This window comes from Cerasicoccus sp. TK19100, assembly GCF_027257155.1.
Classification (GTDB): Bacteria; Verrucomicrobiota; Verrucomicrobiia; order Opitutales; family Cerasicoccaceae; genus Cerasicoccus; species Cerasicoccus fimbriatus.
The window spans coordinates 21,679-36,147 of sequence record NZ_JAPWDU010000002.1 but is presented as its reverse complement, the minus strand read 5'-3'; the positions used below and the strand labels follow the sequence as shown (position 1 = coordinate 36,147).

Below are 14,469 nucleotides of genomic sequence, written 5' to 3'. Positions count from 1 at the left end.
CAGGCGTTCTCCACAACGAAAGACCAAGCAAAGCAGGCCAACGCCCGAAAACCGTTCTAAAAACCTTGTGGCGCCCTGCCCGAATTGTTTTCTTCCCTAAATGACGGAAAACGGAGGCATCCTCATCTCCTTTGAAGGCTCGGAAGGCAGCGGCAAAAGCACGCAAATCGCCCAACTCGCCGATAAAATTCGAGCAGCCGGACGCGAAGTTCTGCTGACCCGCGAGCCCGGTGGCACCGCCATCGGCGAAGAAATCCGCCACTTGCTCAAGCACGCCGACGCTGGCTTCGGCATGTGCCCCGAGACCGAGCTGCTGCTCTTTGCCGCCAGCCGCGCCCAACTCGTGCGCGAGGTGATCATCCCGGCCCTCAAGGAAGGCAAAGTCATCCTCTGCGACCGCTTCCTCGACTCGACCACAGTTTACCAGGGCGTGGCCCGCCAGCTGTCCGAAGATCCCGTGAGCGCAATAAACAGCTTCGCCGTTGGCGATGCGATGCCGCACCTGACGATCGTTGTCGACGTGCCGGCCGAAATCGGCCTCCAGCGTGCCGCCCAGCGCGCCAGCGACCTGCCCGATCGCATGGAGCAGGAAAACATCGAGTTCTACCAGTCCGTGCGCAAAGGCTACCTGATCCTCGCCGAGCAAATGCCCGAGCGGTTCTTCGTCGTGGATGGCTCGCTGGCCGTGCATGATGTAGCCGACCTGATCTGGGCCGAGGTCAGCGAGATTTTCGACATCGGCTAGAAGACTTTAAAACTGCACCGATGACTGGAAGCCCAACACGAAGGCATCGCTATATTGGTGCGCGCCGCCCGGATTGATGATGTATTGCAGGTCGGGCTGGAAGGTGAACCACTCGTTGACCTGGATCATGTAGGTGAGCTCGATGACGGACTCGAAATTCTGCCCCGGAATGCCGCGATTGCGCTGCGATTGGGCGAAGTCGTCGCTAAACATGCCGTAAACATAGCCCAGCGCGAGAAAGTCGTCTTTACGTGAAGGCAGAATCGCATCCCAGCGCACGCCGCCGTAGAACGAATATGGCATCTGATTCACCCGCTCGTCCGGCGCGATACTGACCACAAACCACGGGGTAATGCCGGTCTTATCACCATTCGAATTGACGCCGTTGGAATAGACCATCTGGTCAAACATCCAATACAAGCCCCACTTGCCCTCCACCTCGGCGCTCGTGCCTGGTGGTGCCGGCGCTGGCAGGAATTGCTGGAAGTGGCCGGTCACGTAATACGCACCCATCGAATAATTCCCCGGCAGCTCACTTTGCCCGCTGATTTTCATCCCTGGCCGCCAACCGAACATACCCATCAGGTAGGCGTTATCGTAGTCGAATGACCAGTCGAGACCATGCGCGCTATTGCGAGTCTGCGTGGGGGTTTTCGCGCCGCCATAGAGGCCGCCTTGCACGAAAAAATCCGATTCTTTGGGCGTGTATTTAGCGAAACCGCCCCAAGTGGAATTCGGGTAGGCATACATCGGCGTGTTCAGGAAAATCGACACCGGGTTGCCGTCGAAAGCGTTTTGCACGTAGCTCCAATAGATCGGCCGGGAAAGGAAATCGTCACCCTGCGCGATGCGGCCAACCTTGAGCAGCAGTTGGTCGTCGAATAGACTTTGCCGCCAGTAAAACGCATAGAGCCGCAGGTTTTGCCCACCATAAATCTGCTGAGTCTGGAAGACATTGCCGATGTATTTATTAGACAAGCTCGTGCCCGAGCGCCAGACCGCTGAAACGTAAAAATCCGCACCCTCGATGCCGAGTAATTTCTCCAGATCCGCGTCGGCGTCGAAGCCCATTGAGCCCGTATAAGTAAAGCCCTGGTCGCGGCCACCGCTCACGTTGCCCAGGCTGTCGGTGACGAATTTCAGCGACAGCGTCAGGCCCTCCTTGGCCAAATCGTCGCGGTAATAGCCGTCGCCGAGCATGTATTTATAGTCCCACCAACTTTGCACGGAGTCCGGAACGGTCGCCTCGGTGTGGTCGGTGAAGAAGGCCATCATCTCGTCATGACGTTCCTCAGCGGTCGCCGAATACTGCGTGTAGGCGGCAAACGCCGGGCTGGCTGCCAGCGTGATTAGCAGGCTCAAGCGCCGCATTGGACGCCAGGCTTTTGAATGATCCATGGTCGCGTGGGGTTGGGGTTATCGACGACCACAAAAATCCCCGGGCAAACTGCCTTCGTTGTTTCGGTTAGTTTGGCTGGGGGTTCATTGTGGCAACAAGCAGGTAGGAAATTTAGAGCTCGCGACTGGAGTTGCGCTCAATCAGCGGCAGCATTTGGCCGCGGCGGAAAAGCGTCACCTGGCCGGTACTGGCCGAGACCACCAGCGCAATGCAGTCCGTGGCCATCGAGATCGACGCGGCGGCGGCGTGCCGTGTGCCGAGCCCACTGGGCAGTTGCTGAGGTAGTTCGTTGGCGTGAATCAGCGTGCCGGCGGCTTCGAGCACGCCATCCCCACGAATGATGAACGCGCCGTCGAGCAGGGAAAATTCCTTCACCGTTTCGTCCATGAACGGGTTGAGAATGTTGCGCTCCTCGGCCTCGTAGCCGAAGAACGGATTGAGCACCAGCTGCTTCGTGTGTGGGCGCACTTGCTGGGAATCGCCAAGCACAAACAGCGAGCCGACCGGCTTGCCTTCGCGGCCTTCGATGGAAAGCTCCGTGGCGATAGCAAGCACGCGCTCTAGCACCTCGGGCTTGACGGCGGCGGGTAGCATATCGGTCTGCCGCGTGAGCACCGATTGGAATTCACGCTCCACGTCGACCACAACCAGCGTGTCAAATTGGTTGCTGTGTGGCAGGCCACCCACGCAGCACAAGCGTTCGTTGTGCTTGATGATACCGCGCGTCAAACCGATCAACATTGCACTGCGCAATTGTGATAAGCGGCTGTGCCCGAACGATCGCGCCGGGATGATTGCCGTGACGGTCTTACTGTCAAAGGTTGCCTCTGAGGCTGACTGCGTGACGAGGATCGTCTTCATATCGCCGAAGGATTCCGTCAAGTCCACGCCTCCGATGAAGGTGTCGCCAAAGACCATGATCGCCGAGCTTTGAGAGCCCTTGGCGACCTTGACCGCTTCCTTCAAGATGAGGCGGTTAAACTTGTTATCCTTCGTGCCCTGCTTCGTGCTGCTGCCACCAAAGGTAGCGGCCACCGAATCACGAAGCTCGCCAACATCCTTGGACTGGGTGAGCTTTTCGACGACGCCTGGCTCCTGAAAAGTTCGCGCCAGCGACGCCAATACATTCAGATAAGATTTCTCTTTTTCCGAGGCGAGCAGCAGGAACACCAAGCGGATTTCGCGGTATTCATCGTGTCCCTCGAACTCCAAACCTTGCGGGCACCGACCAATGGCGAACTGATACGGGCGCTTCATCGGAATACGCACGTGGGGCAAGCCTATGCCGCCACCGAGGTAAGTCGTCATCGTTTGCTCGCGTTCGATTAGCTCGCCCAGCAGTTGCTTTTTGGTCATCCCCGCCTCTTCGGGCAGCTTGCAGACTTCGAGCAATTCTTTGAGCGCGCCCTCCAAATCCGAGCTAACGATGTCGATGATTCGTGACTTGGAAATATACCGGTCTAGTCGCATGGAGGAGTTTTAAGTAACCTGTGGCAAAATGGCTCTACTGGCAACCTTTTTCTTTGGTTATCAGCAAGTTATTGATCTCAATTTTTCCCAACGCAACGGAGAAATGAGCGATTTACGCAATTTCCATTGCCAGCGTTACATGATGGCAAATGATGTAACAAAAGAGATACCATGAACGATTTACCCGGAAGAAAATTAGCCGTTTACGGTGCCTGGATGCAGCTCGGACCAGTCATCGGTCTCTTAGGGACGATTATCGGTATGCTCACCACGTTCAATGAAATGTCGGAGGGCGGAACCGCGGAGCCCGAAGCCTTGGCAAGCGGGATGGGGGTTGCCCTGGTCACGACTGCGTTCGGCTTTATAATCGGTTTGATTGGCCTGGTAATGCTCGGCATCGCGCTCTTTGGCCATCGATATCGAGCACCGTGGTTTTTCACTTTCTTGATCGTGTATTCCATTATCTGGATGCTCAATTTTCCCATCGGCACCATCCTTGGCGTTCTGCTCTTAATTTACGTGCTCAAGCGCAAAGACGAATTCCAAACGCCCGCTGTCACCTTATGACCACCCCCAACGCCAACTGGATTGCCATCGCCGCGATGGCCGAAAACCGCGTGATCGGCAACGGCAACGCCATCCCCTGGCGCTTGTCCGAAGACTTTAAATTCTTTAAACGCACCACGATGGGCCACGTGCTCGTGATGGGGCGCAAGACGTGGGACTCCATCGGACGCCCCCTGCCCGGCCGCGAGACCATTGTCATCTCCCGCCAGGCCAGCCCCGAGGACGTCCCCGGGGCCTTACTGATGCGCTCACTGGAAGAGCTGCAAACCTTCGATCCCGGCGAACGCAAAATATTCATTGCCGGCGGCGCGGAGATCTACCGCCAGACCCTGCCCATGTGCGGCGAGTTACTGTTGACCCGCGTGTATGGATCGCCCGAGGGTGACGCCTTTATGCCGGAGTTTGAACACCTCTTTGAACCCGTGGACAAACTGCTCAATTTCCCGGAGTTTGAGACCATTCGCCTGCAGCGAGTTAAGGAAAAAGATTAAAGGAAAAAGGAAAAAGTAGCGTCCCTATCTCGAAAGACCGAGCCTGCTATTTCCTTTAATCTTTTTCCTTTTTCCTCCTCATCTCCTCTTCGAGCATTTGCATCTGCTTTTTGCGGCGGTCTGGAATAATCTCCTCGCGTGGGCCGGTTGGCTGGAAGTCGTAATGGTCCACACCCAATCCGCGCAGCACCGCCTGCTCGACCGGTGAATAGCGGCCATCGGAACGGTTGAATTGCATTGGCTCCTTGAGCATGGCGGGTGGGTTGATAATGACCCGCGCTACCTCCAGCATATTCTGAGAATGGCAGTGCAGCATGTAGGGGTGTAGCAGGTAAACGTCGCCCGCGTTCGCCGTTGCCTCAACAAACTGCGAGCATTGGCTGATCAGATCCCGCATCGGGATATCGCCCGGCTTAAGTCCCTCCGGATGTTGCGCTAAATAGCGTGCCACGACGCTCACGGAATCCGTGGCGATGTAGGTCGCACCACCGTGGCTTTTCACATCACTCCAGGCGACAATCGTCAGCAAGCCCTGCTCAGGCGAATCGAGGAAGTGCCGGAAGAAATCCCCGTCTTTGTGCCAGCCTGGACAAGTCGGACCGGGCGCGCGGAACGGCTCATCCGCGCCAACGCCAAGGTTTAAAATGTAGGCGTTGTTGTAGTTCGCGGGCGTTTTCACCCGCTCTTCGCCACCGAGTAACTGGCATGTAGCCGCCCAGGCTTTGGGGGCTATCTCCGCGATCGCGGTTGAGCGGCTGATGCCGAGGTGGATCTTCTTTTCGACCCAGGTGGACCGATCACGACGGTCGTAGCCACAGCGCTCGAATGCCTCCTCTACCGCGGCATCGCAGACGTCCGGCACGATCGCCTCGGGCACGACAACAAAGCCGTATTCGAGAAAATGTTCGATATCGGATTCGGTCAGGGGACAGTCAGCGATCATGGGCAACGGGGTTGATTTGTTACCCACGTTAACAAGCCAACCGCACAGGTAAAGGCTAACCATTAGCCTGCGGCGAATGGAGGAAAAAGATTAAAGGAAAAAGGAAAAAGTATGGCCGACTACTCAGGAATTATCGGGAGCTTGCGGCAGGTAGCAACCGAGCCAACAGCAAACCTTTTTCCTTTAATCGTTTCCTTTTTCCTCACTAGAAACCGGCGTCCTTCGTTTCCATCGGCACTTTGTTATTCGTGCGCAGGAGGAGGACGGGTTCCTTGTTTTTGATCCAAACTTTCTGTTCTTTGGCGATGCGGGCGGGGGCGTGTTCGCAAACTTCAGCGATGGTCTTCACCGGCATGCGTCGGCCCTTTTTGCTCATGTTGTATTCGTAGGCGCAGCGGAACAGGCGCTCTTCGGTCACGTATACAGAGTCTTCTTCGGGGATTTGCAGCACCCAGCCAACGAGGTCGACGCCCTCCAGTTTGCCTTCCGGGTCGGAAACCATCATCACGAACTGCTTTTTCACGGGTGGCGGCTTCTCCTCTTCGTCTGCCTGCGCCTTGAGTTCGAGGTTAATCTCTTCGATGACTTGGGCCACCGTGCGCACATCCAGGCCGGTGCGGGTCATCACCATCTTCACTAAATCTACATCGACTTTCGCCATAGCCTTTTACGCTCGCGCACCGCCGCCGCGCTGGCCAGTCAATTTTCACACAGAGTGGATTTTTGCCGCGGATGGGGGCAAGCGGATCGCGAATTTCCACATTCGCATCTAATCGATCATATTCATACAGATGGATTGTAAGCGAATGTGGAAATTCGCGATCCGCCAGCTAACGTGGGCGGCCGGCCATAGCGCGATGATGCTTGCGGAAGCCTTCATTGGGCGAGCCGAGGAAATAGCGCGGCACGAAGGGAAACTCCTCCGTCACGTAATACTGATAGATGCCTTCGGGATACTCCGGCGTGCTGCCGTAGCGGCCATTGAGCCAATCAAGGTCGCCCGAGTCGGCCTCGTATTCGTAATCGCGGGTGTAGGCACCGTTATGGCGACCACCGGGTCCGCCGTCGCGCTGGCCTTCTTTCAGCCGCCAACTCGAGCGCATGCCTTCCTGGTAATAAATCGGGTAACCGTCAGCCGCCCATCCGATGAGCAAGGGCTCACTTTTGCCCGCCTTGGGATTTTTGGCGCGGAGCTCGTTGATCAGCCCCCAGGGAATGCCGTGGTAATGATACATGCCGCTGGGCTGGACGTGCGCGTTGTTTTGATCGACCCCCAGTTTGCCGGGATTGCCCGCGACAATCGCCTCCTCACGCCAACGGCGGTCGCCATTCCAGGTCTCGCCCGTGCCCGGGTCGAAAGGCACGCCATTGATCGCCACGCCGAACAAGTAGCCGTCGTAAGCCATCGGGCGCTCGGCGCGCTCAGGATGCAGTGGGACTTTAAAGGTAAACGACTGCGCTGCAATCGCGTTGGGATTCTTTCGGTTGGGAAATTGCCCTGTCTCATGCGCCGGCTGGTCCTTCGACGAGATGACCAAATAGTCGCCGATTTGCTCGATCTCCACCGCCCCGAGACTGGGTGCCTGCGCAATCACCGCGGTCAAATCCACGTCGGAATCGTGATCATGGTCACCGTGGGCGAACAGCGTGAAAGGGGCAATGAACAGGGTAGCGAGAGTCAGGCGTTTCATCTTAAATTGCTCAACCCCGCAGGCTCCCTATTGTTGCATCAAAGAGCCACTTTTCATCGAAGAATGCAGCCGGACCACGCTATCCGACGGGTCAGGCGCGCGGTCAGGGAAGTCCAGCGTGTAGTGCAGCCCGCGCGACTCCTTGCGCTGCAGCGCGCAGTCGATAATCAACTCGGCCACTTGAATGAGGTTGCGCAGCTCCAGTAGTGCGGCGTCGACTTTGAAATTCCAGTAATACTCAGTGATTTCCTGCTGGAGGTTGGCCACACGGGTTTTGGCGCGGCGGAGGCGCTTGGTTGTGCGGACAATGCCCACGTAGTCCCACATGGTCCGCTTGAGCTCGTCGAGGTTGTGCGAGAGAACGACGCGCTCGTCCGGGTCGCGCATGTCGCCATCGAGCCAGTCGGGCAATTTACTGGGGATAGCGGTGGTCTCCTCCAGCAGCTTAAGCGTGGTCGTGACCCCGTCGCGGGCGAGCACGCAGGCTTCCAGCAGTGAGTTGCTGGCCAGTCGGTTCGCTCCATGCAGGCCGGTACAAGCCACTTCGCCACAGGCCAGGAGGCCGGGAATGCTCGTGCGCGCCATGAGGTCTGTTTTCACGCCGCCGCAAAGGTAATGACAAGCCGGCACGACAGGGATCGGGTCTTTGGCCATATTGACGCCCTGCTTGAGCAGTGCCTCGAAAATCGTGGGAAAACGGTCGCGCAGGCTTTCCTCGGATTGATCGGTGATGTCGAGCCAGAGGTGCTGGGCACCGCTCTTCTTCATCTCGCTGTCGATCGCGCGGGCCACCACATCGCGTGGGGCCAGGTCTTTGCGCTCATCGTAGCGCGTCATGAAAGCCTCACCCTGTAGATTGCGCAACACCGCGCCCTCTCCGCGCACAGCCTCCGAGATCAGGAAACGCTCGTGCGTGTAGGTAAATAGCGAGGTCGGGTGGAACTGGATAAACTCCATGTTGCGCACCTCGGCACCGGCCCGATAAGCCATGGCAATGCCGTCGCCCGTCGCGATATCGGGATTGGTCGAGTACTGGTAAACCTGCCCCACCCCGCCGGTGGCCAACATGACTACTCGCGCGGAAAACGTCTCCACATTGCCCTGCTGCGAATCAAGCACGTAGAGGCCGACCACGCGATTGGCCATCGGCCCCATCGACATGCCTTTGCGGCGCAATTTTTCGTAGGTGATCAGGTCGATCGCCATGTGGTGCTCAAACACCTCGATCTCCTTGCACGCGGCAACGGCGTCCAGCAGCGCGGCTTCGATCGCGGCACCGGTGAGGTCCTTCACGTGCAAAATCCGGCGCTTACTGTGCCCGCCTTCGCGGTGCAGGGACACCCGACCGTCGCCCAGATGCGTAAAGTCCACCCCGAGCTCAATCAGCTCCTGAATGCGCGACGGGCCATCGCTGATGATCTCGCGCACGACGCCTTCGTCACAGAGTCCATCGCCCGCCGTGAGCGTGTCCTTCACGTGCAATTCGAAGTCGTCGGTTTGCGAAGTCACGCTGGCAATGCCACCTTGAGCGTAGTTCGTATTGGACTCGGCGCGGTTCTTTTTCGTAATGATCGCAACCCGGCGACCGGTGCGGCCAATTCCCAGAGCATAACTCAGCCCGGCTATGCCGGAGCCCACAACAATGACGTCAAAAGCCTTCAAAAATTCTAGAAATGGTTAATTTTCAACGAGTAAAGCGCGTAATCGTGTAGAATTCGCTGAAGAAAATCAACGCTACAGATTTTTTTTTGAAAGGATGGAATATTTTCCCCGACTTCATGTCATATTAACCAAAGAATTAAATTATGAAAGACCTGCTTCTCATTTTCGCCTTTATCGCTGTTGCCGCAGCGGTCGTCCTCAACACCAGCGGTTCCTGCGCATTTGCCGGCACGCCGTCTAACGCCGCTGCGCCCGCCGAATCTGGCGCTAGCACCATTTCCATGGAGCAGCAGCCCAACGTCCCCGAAGGCTGGGTGACGGACTATCAGGGCGCGCTCGCTTTGGCGAAAGAGGAAGGCAAGGCCGTCCTGATCGACTTTACTGGCTCCGACTGGTGCGGCTGGTGCAAGAAGCTTGATAAGGAAGTTTTCGACCAGGCTGCCTTTGAAGATTACGCCGAGAAAAACCTCGTCCGCCTTTACTTGGACTTCCCTAACAATAAGCCGCAAACGGAAGCACTATCCACACAAAATGAGGAACTCTCCAAAAAATACGGTGTCAGAGGATTTCCAACAATCATTGTTCTAAACTCCGACGGAGAAATGATTTCCCAGTTGGGCTATCAGCGCGGCGGAGCCGAGAAATATGTAGAAACTTTAGAGGGCGTTATCAACAGCCCGGAAAAATCGTAAGAGTTCAGTCAGTATAGTAGAGTAATAGTTAGCAGCAGGAGTGGCGTCGGTTCGAGTGAGCCGACGCCTTCTTGTATCTACACCTCGCGATACGCACGAAGCAGTTGCTCGGCCGAGAGCCCCTGCAGGCCATTGGGTGACTCCTGTCCGAGCACTGTGCGATGCTGGTCGCCCGGGGGCAGCCACTCGTCCTTGCCCTCGTAATCGCGAAACCAGGACACCGTCGGCGTGTTCATCATCAGCGCCAAGTGCAGAGCACCGGAATCGCCGCCAAAATGACGACTCGCACGGCCCATGGTCTCCGCTAATTCCAGCAGCGACAACTCTCCGGCAAATACCCGCCAGGGCGGTTCCGGCAAGCGCTTAAGCAGCTCGGCGACTTTGCCTTTTTCACGCTCATTCGGTGCGCAGGAAATGACCACCTTGGGGCCGCTTTTATCGGCAATAAGCGCTGCGACCAACTTGGCTAATTCCTCCATGGGCAGCTCTTTCTGGTCCTGCGTCGTGCAAGGGCTGATATGCAAATAGCCGTGCTCACCGTCGAGTTTTTCGTCCACCGCCGCCACGACTTCCGCGGGCAAGGTTACCGCAAATTCCGGTGCCACACTGACGGGAATTCCCGCTGCGGGTAGGCATTCCCAACGCTGAACAAAGACCGGGCGACCGCCGTGGGGAACATCAACCGTGTGCGTGAAACAATGCGGCCAAAACGCCGACTGCTTTGGTGGCACGCGGCCCAGCCGCCACTTTGCACCGCTGGCCCAGGTCAGAATACTGGAGCGGTCCGAGCCGTTCAGGTTGATCACCGCATCGTATTGGCGGGCGCGCAGGTCTTTCACGTAACCAAAATTCTCATACCACTTCGGCCCCTTCGGAAAGCGCGGGTAACCAAGCACATTGTCGAGCCCGGGAACAATTTGCAGAATCTGCCTTGCGCGCGTCTCCGCCATCACATCGAGCTGGGCATCCGGCCAGGCTCGGCGAATCTCATGCAGCGCCGGGATCAGGTGGACCGAGTCGCCCAGAAAGCCCAAATCGAGCACCAGCAGGCGCCGCGCATCGCGCGCTTGTTCATAGAAGCTTCGGCCTTGCTCGTTCATCGCTTAGTCGTTTTGGTGGAGAGTTTTAACGCCCCCTAACCGTGCGACGCGAAAAAATCCTGGCAATCAAATTCAAGTTCCTTGGCGACGTGGCCCTGATGGTCCCGGCGCTCAGAATGCTGCGCCAGCATCAGCCGGAGGCCGAGATACACGCCCTCGTCGCCGCCGAAGCTGCCCCCCTGCTTCAGCGCCTCAGTTGGATTGACAAGGTCTGGGTGCTTAAGCGCACGCGCGGAAAGCTCCGCCTCCGCGACAGCCTGCCCCTGATCCGTGAGCTGCGCGCCGAGCAATTTGACCGCAGTGTGGACTTCGTCGGCAACGACCGCGGTGCCGTGCTTTCCCGTATGATCGGTGCCCGCGAACGACTCGGCGTTATGGCTCCCAAGGGCTTCGCCGGCCGCGCCAAGTGCTACACGCAAACCATCGAAGAGCTCGACACCACGCGCCATGAAATCGTGCGGGACGCCTATGTGCTCTCGGCGTGGAGCGTCCCCTTCCTGCGCGACGGGCTTTCCCTGGAACTGACGCCTGACCCGTCTTTGGCTGACGAGGCCAAAAAAATCCTGCCCAACCCCGGCATCATCGGCCACCTGTCCACCAGCCAACCCAAGAAAGAATGGCCCGTCGAGCACTGGGTCGAGCTGCACGCATTGATGCAAAAAAGCGGCCTGCCCATGGTCTTCACCGCCGGACACACCGAGCGTGAACAGGCATTATTAACAGCCCTCAAGGCCGCGCTTCCCGAGGCTCATTGCCTGCCCGCCTTTGCTTCGCTGGAACTGTATATCGCAACCATCGCTCGCGCCTCGCTTTTCATTTCGCCCGACACGGCCCCCCTGCATTTGGCGGCGGCGCTAGGCGTGCCAACGGTCGGCTTTTTCGGCCCCACGGCCTCCTCCCGCTGGGCCCCGCTCGGCCCGCAAAACCTGAGCATCCAAGGTGCGCCCTGCCCTTGCAGCGGCCACCTGCACGTCTGCGATCAGCCCATACCGTGCATCAACACTGTGCTGCCAACCGACGTCGCTGAGGCCGCCTTTGCACTGCTTAAAGGGGGCAGCCAATGAACACCCTACCGCTATCCGTCTGCCTGATAGCGCACAACGAAGCCGCGCGTATCCGCCGCTGCCTCGACAGCGTTAAGCCGCTCGCGAGCGAGATTATCCTCGTTTATAACGACTGCACCGACGGCACTGAGACTATTGCCCGCGACGAGTACGGCGCACAAATTTTCGAGGAATCCTGGCACGGCCACCGCGACCAGAAAAACATCGCCCTGGAGAAATCCACGCAGCCATGGACGCTCTGCCTCGACTGCGATGAGGAACTTTCCCCCGAGCTTGTCGATCAACTACGCGCCTTCATCGAGGCCGACGACCCGGCATTTAACGGCGCGTCTTTTCCGCGCAAAGTATGGTTCCTTGGGCGCTGGATGACGCATGGCGACTGGTATCCCGACCGCTCACTACGCCTGATCCGCACTGGCAAAGGCCGCTGGGCCGGCAGCCGCGAACACGACCGCATGGACCTCGAAGGCACCGCCAAAAAGCTCACTGCGGACCTGCATCACTACACTAACCCAACGCTCAACGACCAGATCGAGAAGATCAATTACTTTGCTGATATCTACCTGCAGCGCCAGCTCGATGCCGGCAAAAAATGGTCGCTCAGCCACGCCATTTTGCGACCGCCGTGGCGCTTCTATCGTGCCTACTTTTTGCGTCGCGGTTTCATGGACGGCTTTCCGGGATTTTACGCGGCCGTGCTGACTTCCTTCGCAACCTTCGTCCGCCACAGCCGTCTTTACGAATACGACACCACGCCGGAAGTCCGGGAAAAATTTAAGCCGCGCCAATGAGCAAGCACCCCGCCATTGGGCTGGTGATCAACACCTACAACTCCCCGCGCAAGCTCGACGCCGTGCTGCGCTGGCTGGCCGCCGGCACCGAGGCACCCGACGAAATCCTAATCGCCGACGATGGCTCGACTGTAGAAACGCGCGAGTTGGTCGAAGTCTGGCGCCACAAGATGCCACTGTGGAGGATGCGACATGTTTGGCAGGAGGACAACGGCTACCGCCGCTCCCGCATTCTGAACCTCGCCATTGCGCAAACACATTGCGACTACCTCGTCTTTATCGACGGCGACTGCCTGCCCTTCAAGCGCTTCATTGCCGATCACCGGGCCATCGCCGAGCGCGGAACCTTCGTGCAGGGGCGCCGTTGCTTTGTGGTGCAAAGTAAAGTCGATGCGTTGATCGACAATCAAACGAATCTCGCCAGCCTGTTCCTCAGTGGCAACCTGCACGGGGCCTTCAAGGCAGTGCGCTGGCCCCGGCCAGTCATTAAGCGCAACTGCGAACTGCACGGCATCCTCGGCTGCAATCTTGGCATGTGGCGCGACGACCTGATCGCCGTGAATGGCTACGATGAATCCTACGAGGGCTGGGGTGCCGAGGATTCCGATCTCGCCGCCCGCCTCTACCACCTCGGCTTGCAGCGTAAATTTGTCTATGGCCGCGGACAGCTCGCGCATCTCAACCACCCTGAGCAGTCCCGCGATCGCTACGACGCTAACAAGCAAATGCTGCAAGCCACATTGGACGAAAAACGCGTCCGCTGCTCAGTCGGGCTCGACCAACATTTGGAGTCACCGGCATGAAGCTCGATGGTATTCAAGCCATCACATTTGACGCGGCGGGCACGTTAATCGTTCCGCATCCGTCGGTGGGCGAGGTTTACGCCGAGGTGCTTGGCGGCCTGGGTTACCCGCTTGATCCCGATCTGTTGGAGCAAAATTTCCGGGCCAGTTTTAAGGCACTCAAACAGAATAAGCCCGACGCCGTGCTCGACCGAGAAAGCTGGTGCACCATCGTCGCCGGAACGCTGAATGGCCTGACGCCAAGCGACCAATTTGACACGCATTTTGAAGCTCTCTGGAATGCCTTCGCAATGCCTGATCGCTGGCGGGTATTGCCAGGTGTCAGCGAAACCTTGCAAGACCTCAAGCAACGCGGCTTCCGTATGTTCGTTTTGTCGAACAACGATTCGCGCCTGCGAGGCATCTTGAATGGCCTGGGCTTGGCCCAATATTTCGAAGCCATATTCGTTTCGGCAGAGCTCGGCGTTGAAAAGCCGTCACCCGAGATTTTCAGGCGAATTGAAGCGGAGGTTGGCGTCTCCTCAGCACATTTGCTTCATGTCGGCGACAGCCTGAAAGAGGACGCTCAAGGCGCGATTGGTGCGGGTTGGCAAGCAGCGCTCGTTGGCCCCAAGGCGGCGGCATCCGACTTAGCGGGTGCCGCAAATATCGCCGAACTCTTCAACGTGTCCTTGCCATAAAAAAATTGAATTGAAGCATGCAAGGAATTGCGGAGAATTACGTCTTAAAGGAAAAGGATTAATCAGGATATATGCTTCTCGCCGTTTACAAATGGTTCACCCGTAACTTCTTAACATGCCAGGACGCCGCGCGCCTGGTATCGGAGTCGTGTGAGCGGAATTTGACATTTAGCGAGAAGCTGAAGCTGAAGATATTGTGCATCATGTGCCCCTACACCGACCGCTACGACAAGCAGGTGGGCCTGATGCATAACAAGCTCGGGGCCTGCTGTGATGACATCGGCGAGGCTGCCGTTTCGCGAGGCATGTCCGACGAGTGCAAGGCGCGTCTCAAGGCAGAGCTCAGCAAAACGGAATAGCCGCCCTGCTGA

Annotated in this window: 17 protein-coding genes; 10 read left to right on the top strand and 7 right to left on the bottom strand. The window is 57.8% G+C overall.

Annotated elements, in window-relative coordinates; translation table 11 throughout:
- Positions 1-100: 100 nt before the first annotated feature.
- Positions 101-745: a dTMP kinase gene (gene tmk, locus O3S85_RS03520; RefSeq protein WP_269537885.1), complete on the top strand. Its 645-nt coding sequence runs from the start codon at positions 101-103 to the stop codon at positions 743-745.
- Positions 746-751: 6 nt separating this feature from the next.
- On the opposite strand, the gene O3S85_RS03515 is transcribed toward tmk, so the two are convergent.
- Positions 752-2,143 (bottom strand): carbohydrate porin, encoded by a 1,392-nt coding sequence (locus O3S85_RS03515; protein ID WP_269537883.1) that lies wholly within the window; start codon positions 2,141-2,143, stop codon positions 752-754.
- Positions 2,144-2,255: 112 nt separating this feature from the next.
- On the bottom strand, positions 2,256-3,614 hold the full coding sequence (locus tag O3S85_RS03510) for a diadenylate cyclase (RefSeq protein ID WP_269537882.1): 1,359 nt from the start codon (positions 3,612-3,614) through the stop codon (positions 2,256-2,258).
- A 28-nt stretch (positions 3,615-3,642) separates the two neighbouring features.
- Between O3S85_RS03510 and O3S85_RS03505 the strand changes: the two genes are divergently transcribed.
- The 3 genes from O3S85_RS03505 to O3S85_RS03495 are packed head-to-tail and all read left to right on the top strand — an operon-like array spanning position 3,643 to position 4,672.
- Positions 3,643-3,789 carry a hypothetical protein gene (locus O3S85_RS03505; protein ID WP_269537880.1) on the top strand — a complete coding sequence of 49 codons (147 nt, stop codon included), beginning with the start codon at positions 3,643-3,645 and terminating at the stop codon, positions 3,787-3,789.
- On the top strand, positions 3,786-4,181 hold the full coding sequence (locus tag O3S85_RS03500; protein ID WP_269537879.1) for a MotA/TolQ/ExbB proton channel family protein: 396 nt from the start codon (positions 3,786-3,788) through the stop codon (positions 4,179-4,181). Before O3S85_RS03505 ends, O3S85_RS03500 begins: the two co-directional genes overlap by 4 nt.
- Complete coding sequence (locus tag O3S85_RS03495; protein ID WP_269537878.1) at positions 4,178-4,672, top strand: dihydrofolate reductase; 495 nt, start codon at positions 4,178-4,180, stop codon at positions 4,670-4,672. The genes O3S85_RS03500 and O3S85_RS03495 overlap by 4 nt, the downstream gene beginning before the upstream one ends.
- Before the next feature lie 55 nt (positions 4,673-4,727).
- Here O3S85_RS03495 and O3S85_RS03490 read toward each other — a convergent pair whose 3' ends face one another.
- The 4 genes from O3S85_RS03490 to nadB all read right to left on the bottom strand — a co-directional run bounded on the left by O3S85_RS03490 (position 4,728) and on the right by nadB (position 8,968).
- Entirely contained in the window at positions 4,728-5,615 is an 888-nt protein-coding gene (locus O3S85_RS03490; RefSeq protein ID WP_269537877.1) for a phytanoyl-CoA dioxygenase family protein, read from the bottom strand.
- A 205-nt stretch (positions 5,616-5,820) separates the two neighbouring features.
- Positions 5,821-6,276 carry a hypothetical protein gene (locus O3S85_RS03485; protein WP_269537875.1) on the bottom strand — a complete coding sequence of 152 codons (456 nt, stop codon included), beginning with the start codon at positions 6,274-6,276 and terminating at the stop codon, positions 5,821-5,823.
- A 169-nt stretch (positions 6,277-6,445) separates the two neighbouring features.
- The gene (locus O3S85_RS03480) at positions 6,446-7,306 is read right to left on the bottom strand and encodes a YHYH protein (protein WP_269537874.1); all 861 of its coding nucleotides are present in this window, start codon (positions 7,304-7,306) and stop codon (positions 6,446-6,448) included.
- A 27-nt stretch (positions 7,307-7,333) separates the two neighbouring features.
- Complete coding sequence (nadB, locus tag O3S85_RS03475; protein ID WP_269537872.1) at positions 7,334-8,968, bottom strand: L-aspartate oxidase; 1,635 nt, start codon at positions 8,966-8,968, stop codon at positions 7,334-7,336.
- 143 nt (positions 8,969-9,111) lie between these two features.
- Here nadB and O3S85_RS03470 point away from each other — a divergent pair, with 143 nt between their 5' ends.
- The gene (locus O3S85_RS03470; protein WP_269537871.1) at positions 9,112-9,660 is read left to right on the top strand and encodes a thioredoxin family protein; all 549 of its coding nucleotides are present in this window, start codon (positions 9,112-9,114) and stop codon (positions 9,658-9,660) included.
- 77 nt (positions 9,661-9,737) lie between these two features.
- Here O3S85_RS03470 and O3S85_RS03465 read toward each other — a convergent pair whose 3' ends face one another.
- On the bottom strand, positions 9,738-10,760 hold the full coding sequence (locus tag O3S85_RS03465) for a glycosyltransferase family 9 protein (RefSeq protein ID WP_269537870.1): 1,023 nt from the start codon (positions 10,758-10,760) through the stop codon (positions 9,738-9,740).
- 41 nt (positions 10,761-10,801) lie between these two features.
- Here O3S85_RS03465 and O3S85_RS03460 point away from each other — a divergent pair, with 41 nt between their 5' ends.
- The 5 genes from O3S85_RS03460 (at position 10,802) to O3S85_RS03440 (ending at position 14,457) form a co-directional block, all read left to right on the top strand.
- Positions 10,802-11,824 carry a glycosyltransferase family 9 protein gene (locus O3S85_RS03460; protein WP_269537869.1) on the top strand — a complete coding sequence of 341 codons (1,023 nt, stop codon included), beginning with the start codon at positions 10,802-10,804 and terminating at the stop codon, positions 11,822-11,824.
- On the top strand, positions 11,821-12,615 hold the full coding sequence (locus tag O3S85_RS03455) for a glycosyltransferase family 2 protein (protein ID WP_269537868.1): 795 nt from the start codon (positions 11,821-11,823) through the stop codon (positions 12,613-12,615). The genes O3S85_RS03460 and O3S85_RS03455 overlap by 4 nt, the downstream gene beginning before the upstream one ends.
- Positions 12,612-13,418: a glycosyltransferase family 2 protein gene (locus tag O3S85_RS03450; protein WP_269537867.1), complete on the top strand. Its 807-nt coding sequence runs from the start codon at positions 12,612-12,614 to the stop codon at positions 13,416-13,418. The genes O3S85_RS03455 and O3S85_RS03450 overlap by 4 nt, the downstream gene beginning before the upstream one ends.
- Entirely contained in the window at positions 13,415-14,098 is a 684-nt protein-coding gene (locus O3S85_RS03445) for an HAD-IA family hydrolase (RefSeq protein WP_269537865.1), read from the top strand. Before O3S85_RS03450 ends, O3S85_RS03445 begins: the two co-directional genes overlap by 4 nt.
- 71 nt (positions 14,099-14,169) lie before the next feature.
- Complete coding sequence (locus tag O3S85_RS03440) at positions 14,170-14,457, top strand: hypothetical protein (protein ID WP_269537864.1); 288 nt, start codon at positions 14,170-14,172, stop codon at positions 14,455-14,457.
- Positions 14,458-14,469: the final 12 nt, after the last annotated feature.

Excerpts from the sequence above, each read along its gene's own strand:
- O3S85_RS03480 (WP_269537874.1), bottom strand. The coding sequence starts at position 7,306 with ATGAAACGCCTGACTCTCGCTACCCTGTTCATTGCCCCTTTCACGCTG.
- O3S85_RS03455 (WP_269537868.1), top strand. The coding sequence starts at position 11,821 with ATGAACACCCTACCGCTATCCGTCTGCCTGATAGCGCACAACGAAGCC.
- O3S85_RS03495 (WP_269537878.1), top strand. The coding sequence starts at position 4,178 with ATGACCACCCCCAACGCCAACTGGATTGCCATCGCCGCGATGGCCGAA.
- O3S85_RS03510 (WP_269537882.1), bottom strand. The coding sequence starts at position 3,614 with ATGCGACTAGACCGGTATATTTCCAAGTCACGAATCATCGACATCGTT.
- O3S85_RS03490 (WP_269537877.1), bottom strand. The coding sequence starts at position 5,615 with ATGATCGCTGACTGTCCCCTGACCGAATCCGATATCGAACATTTTCTC.
- O3S85_RS03440 (WP_269537864.1), top strand. The coding sequence starts at position 14,170 with ATGCTTCTCGCCGTTTACAAATGGTTCACCCGTAACTTCTTAACATGC.
- tmk (WP_269537885.1), top strand. The coding sequence starts at position 101 with ATGACGGAAAACGGAGGCATCCTCATCTCCTTTGAAGGCTCGGAAGGC.
- O3S85_RS03450 (WP_269537867.1), top strand. The coding sequence starts at position 12,612 with ATGAGCAAGCACCCCGCCATTGGGCTGGTGATCAACACCTACAACTCC.
- O3S85_RS03505 (WP_269537880.1), top strand. The coding sequence starts at position 3,643 with ATGGCTCTACTGGCAACCTTTTTCTTTGGTTATCAGCAAGTTATTGAT.
- O3S85_RS03515 (WP_269537883.1), bottom strand. The coding sequence starts at position 2,143 with ATGGATCATTCAAAAGCCTGGCGTCCAATGCGGCGCTTGAGCCTGCTA.
- O3S85_RS03485 (WP_269537875.1), bottom strand. The coding sequence starts at position 6,276 with ATGGCGAAAGTCGATGTAGATTTAGTGAAGATGGTGATGACCCGCACC.
- O3S85_RS03500 (WP_269537879.1), top strand. The coding sequence starts at position 3,786 with ATGAACGATTTACCCGGAAGAAAATTAGCCGTTTACGGTGCCTGGATG.
- O3S85_RS03465 (WP_269537870.1), bottom strand. The coding sequence starts at position 10,760 with ATGAACGAGCAAGGCCGAAGCTTCTATGAACAAGCGCGCGATGCGCGG.
- O3S85_RS03470 (WP_269537871.1), top strand. The coding sequence starts at position 9,112 with ATGAAAGACCTGCTTCTCATTTTCGCCTTTATCGCTGTTGCCGCAGCG.
- O3S85_RS03445 (WP_269537865.1), top strand. The coding sequence starts at position 13,415 with ATGAAGCTCGATGGTATTCAAGCCATCACATTTGACGCGGCGGGCACG.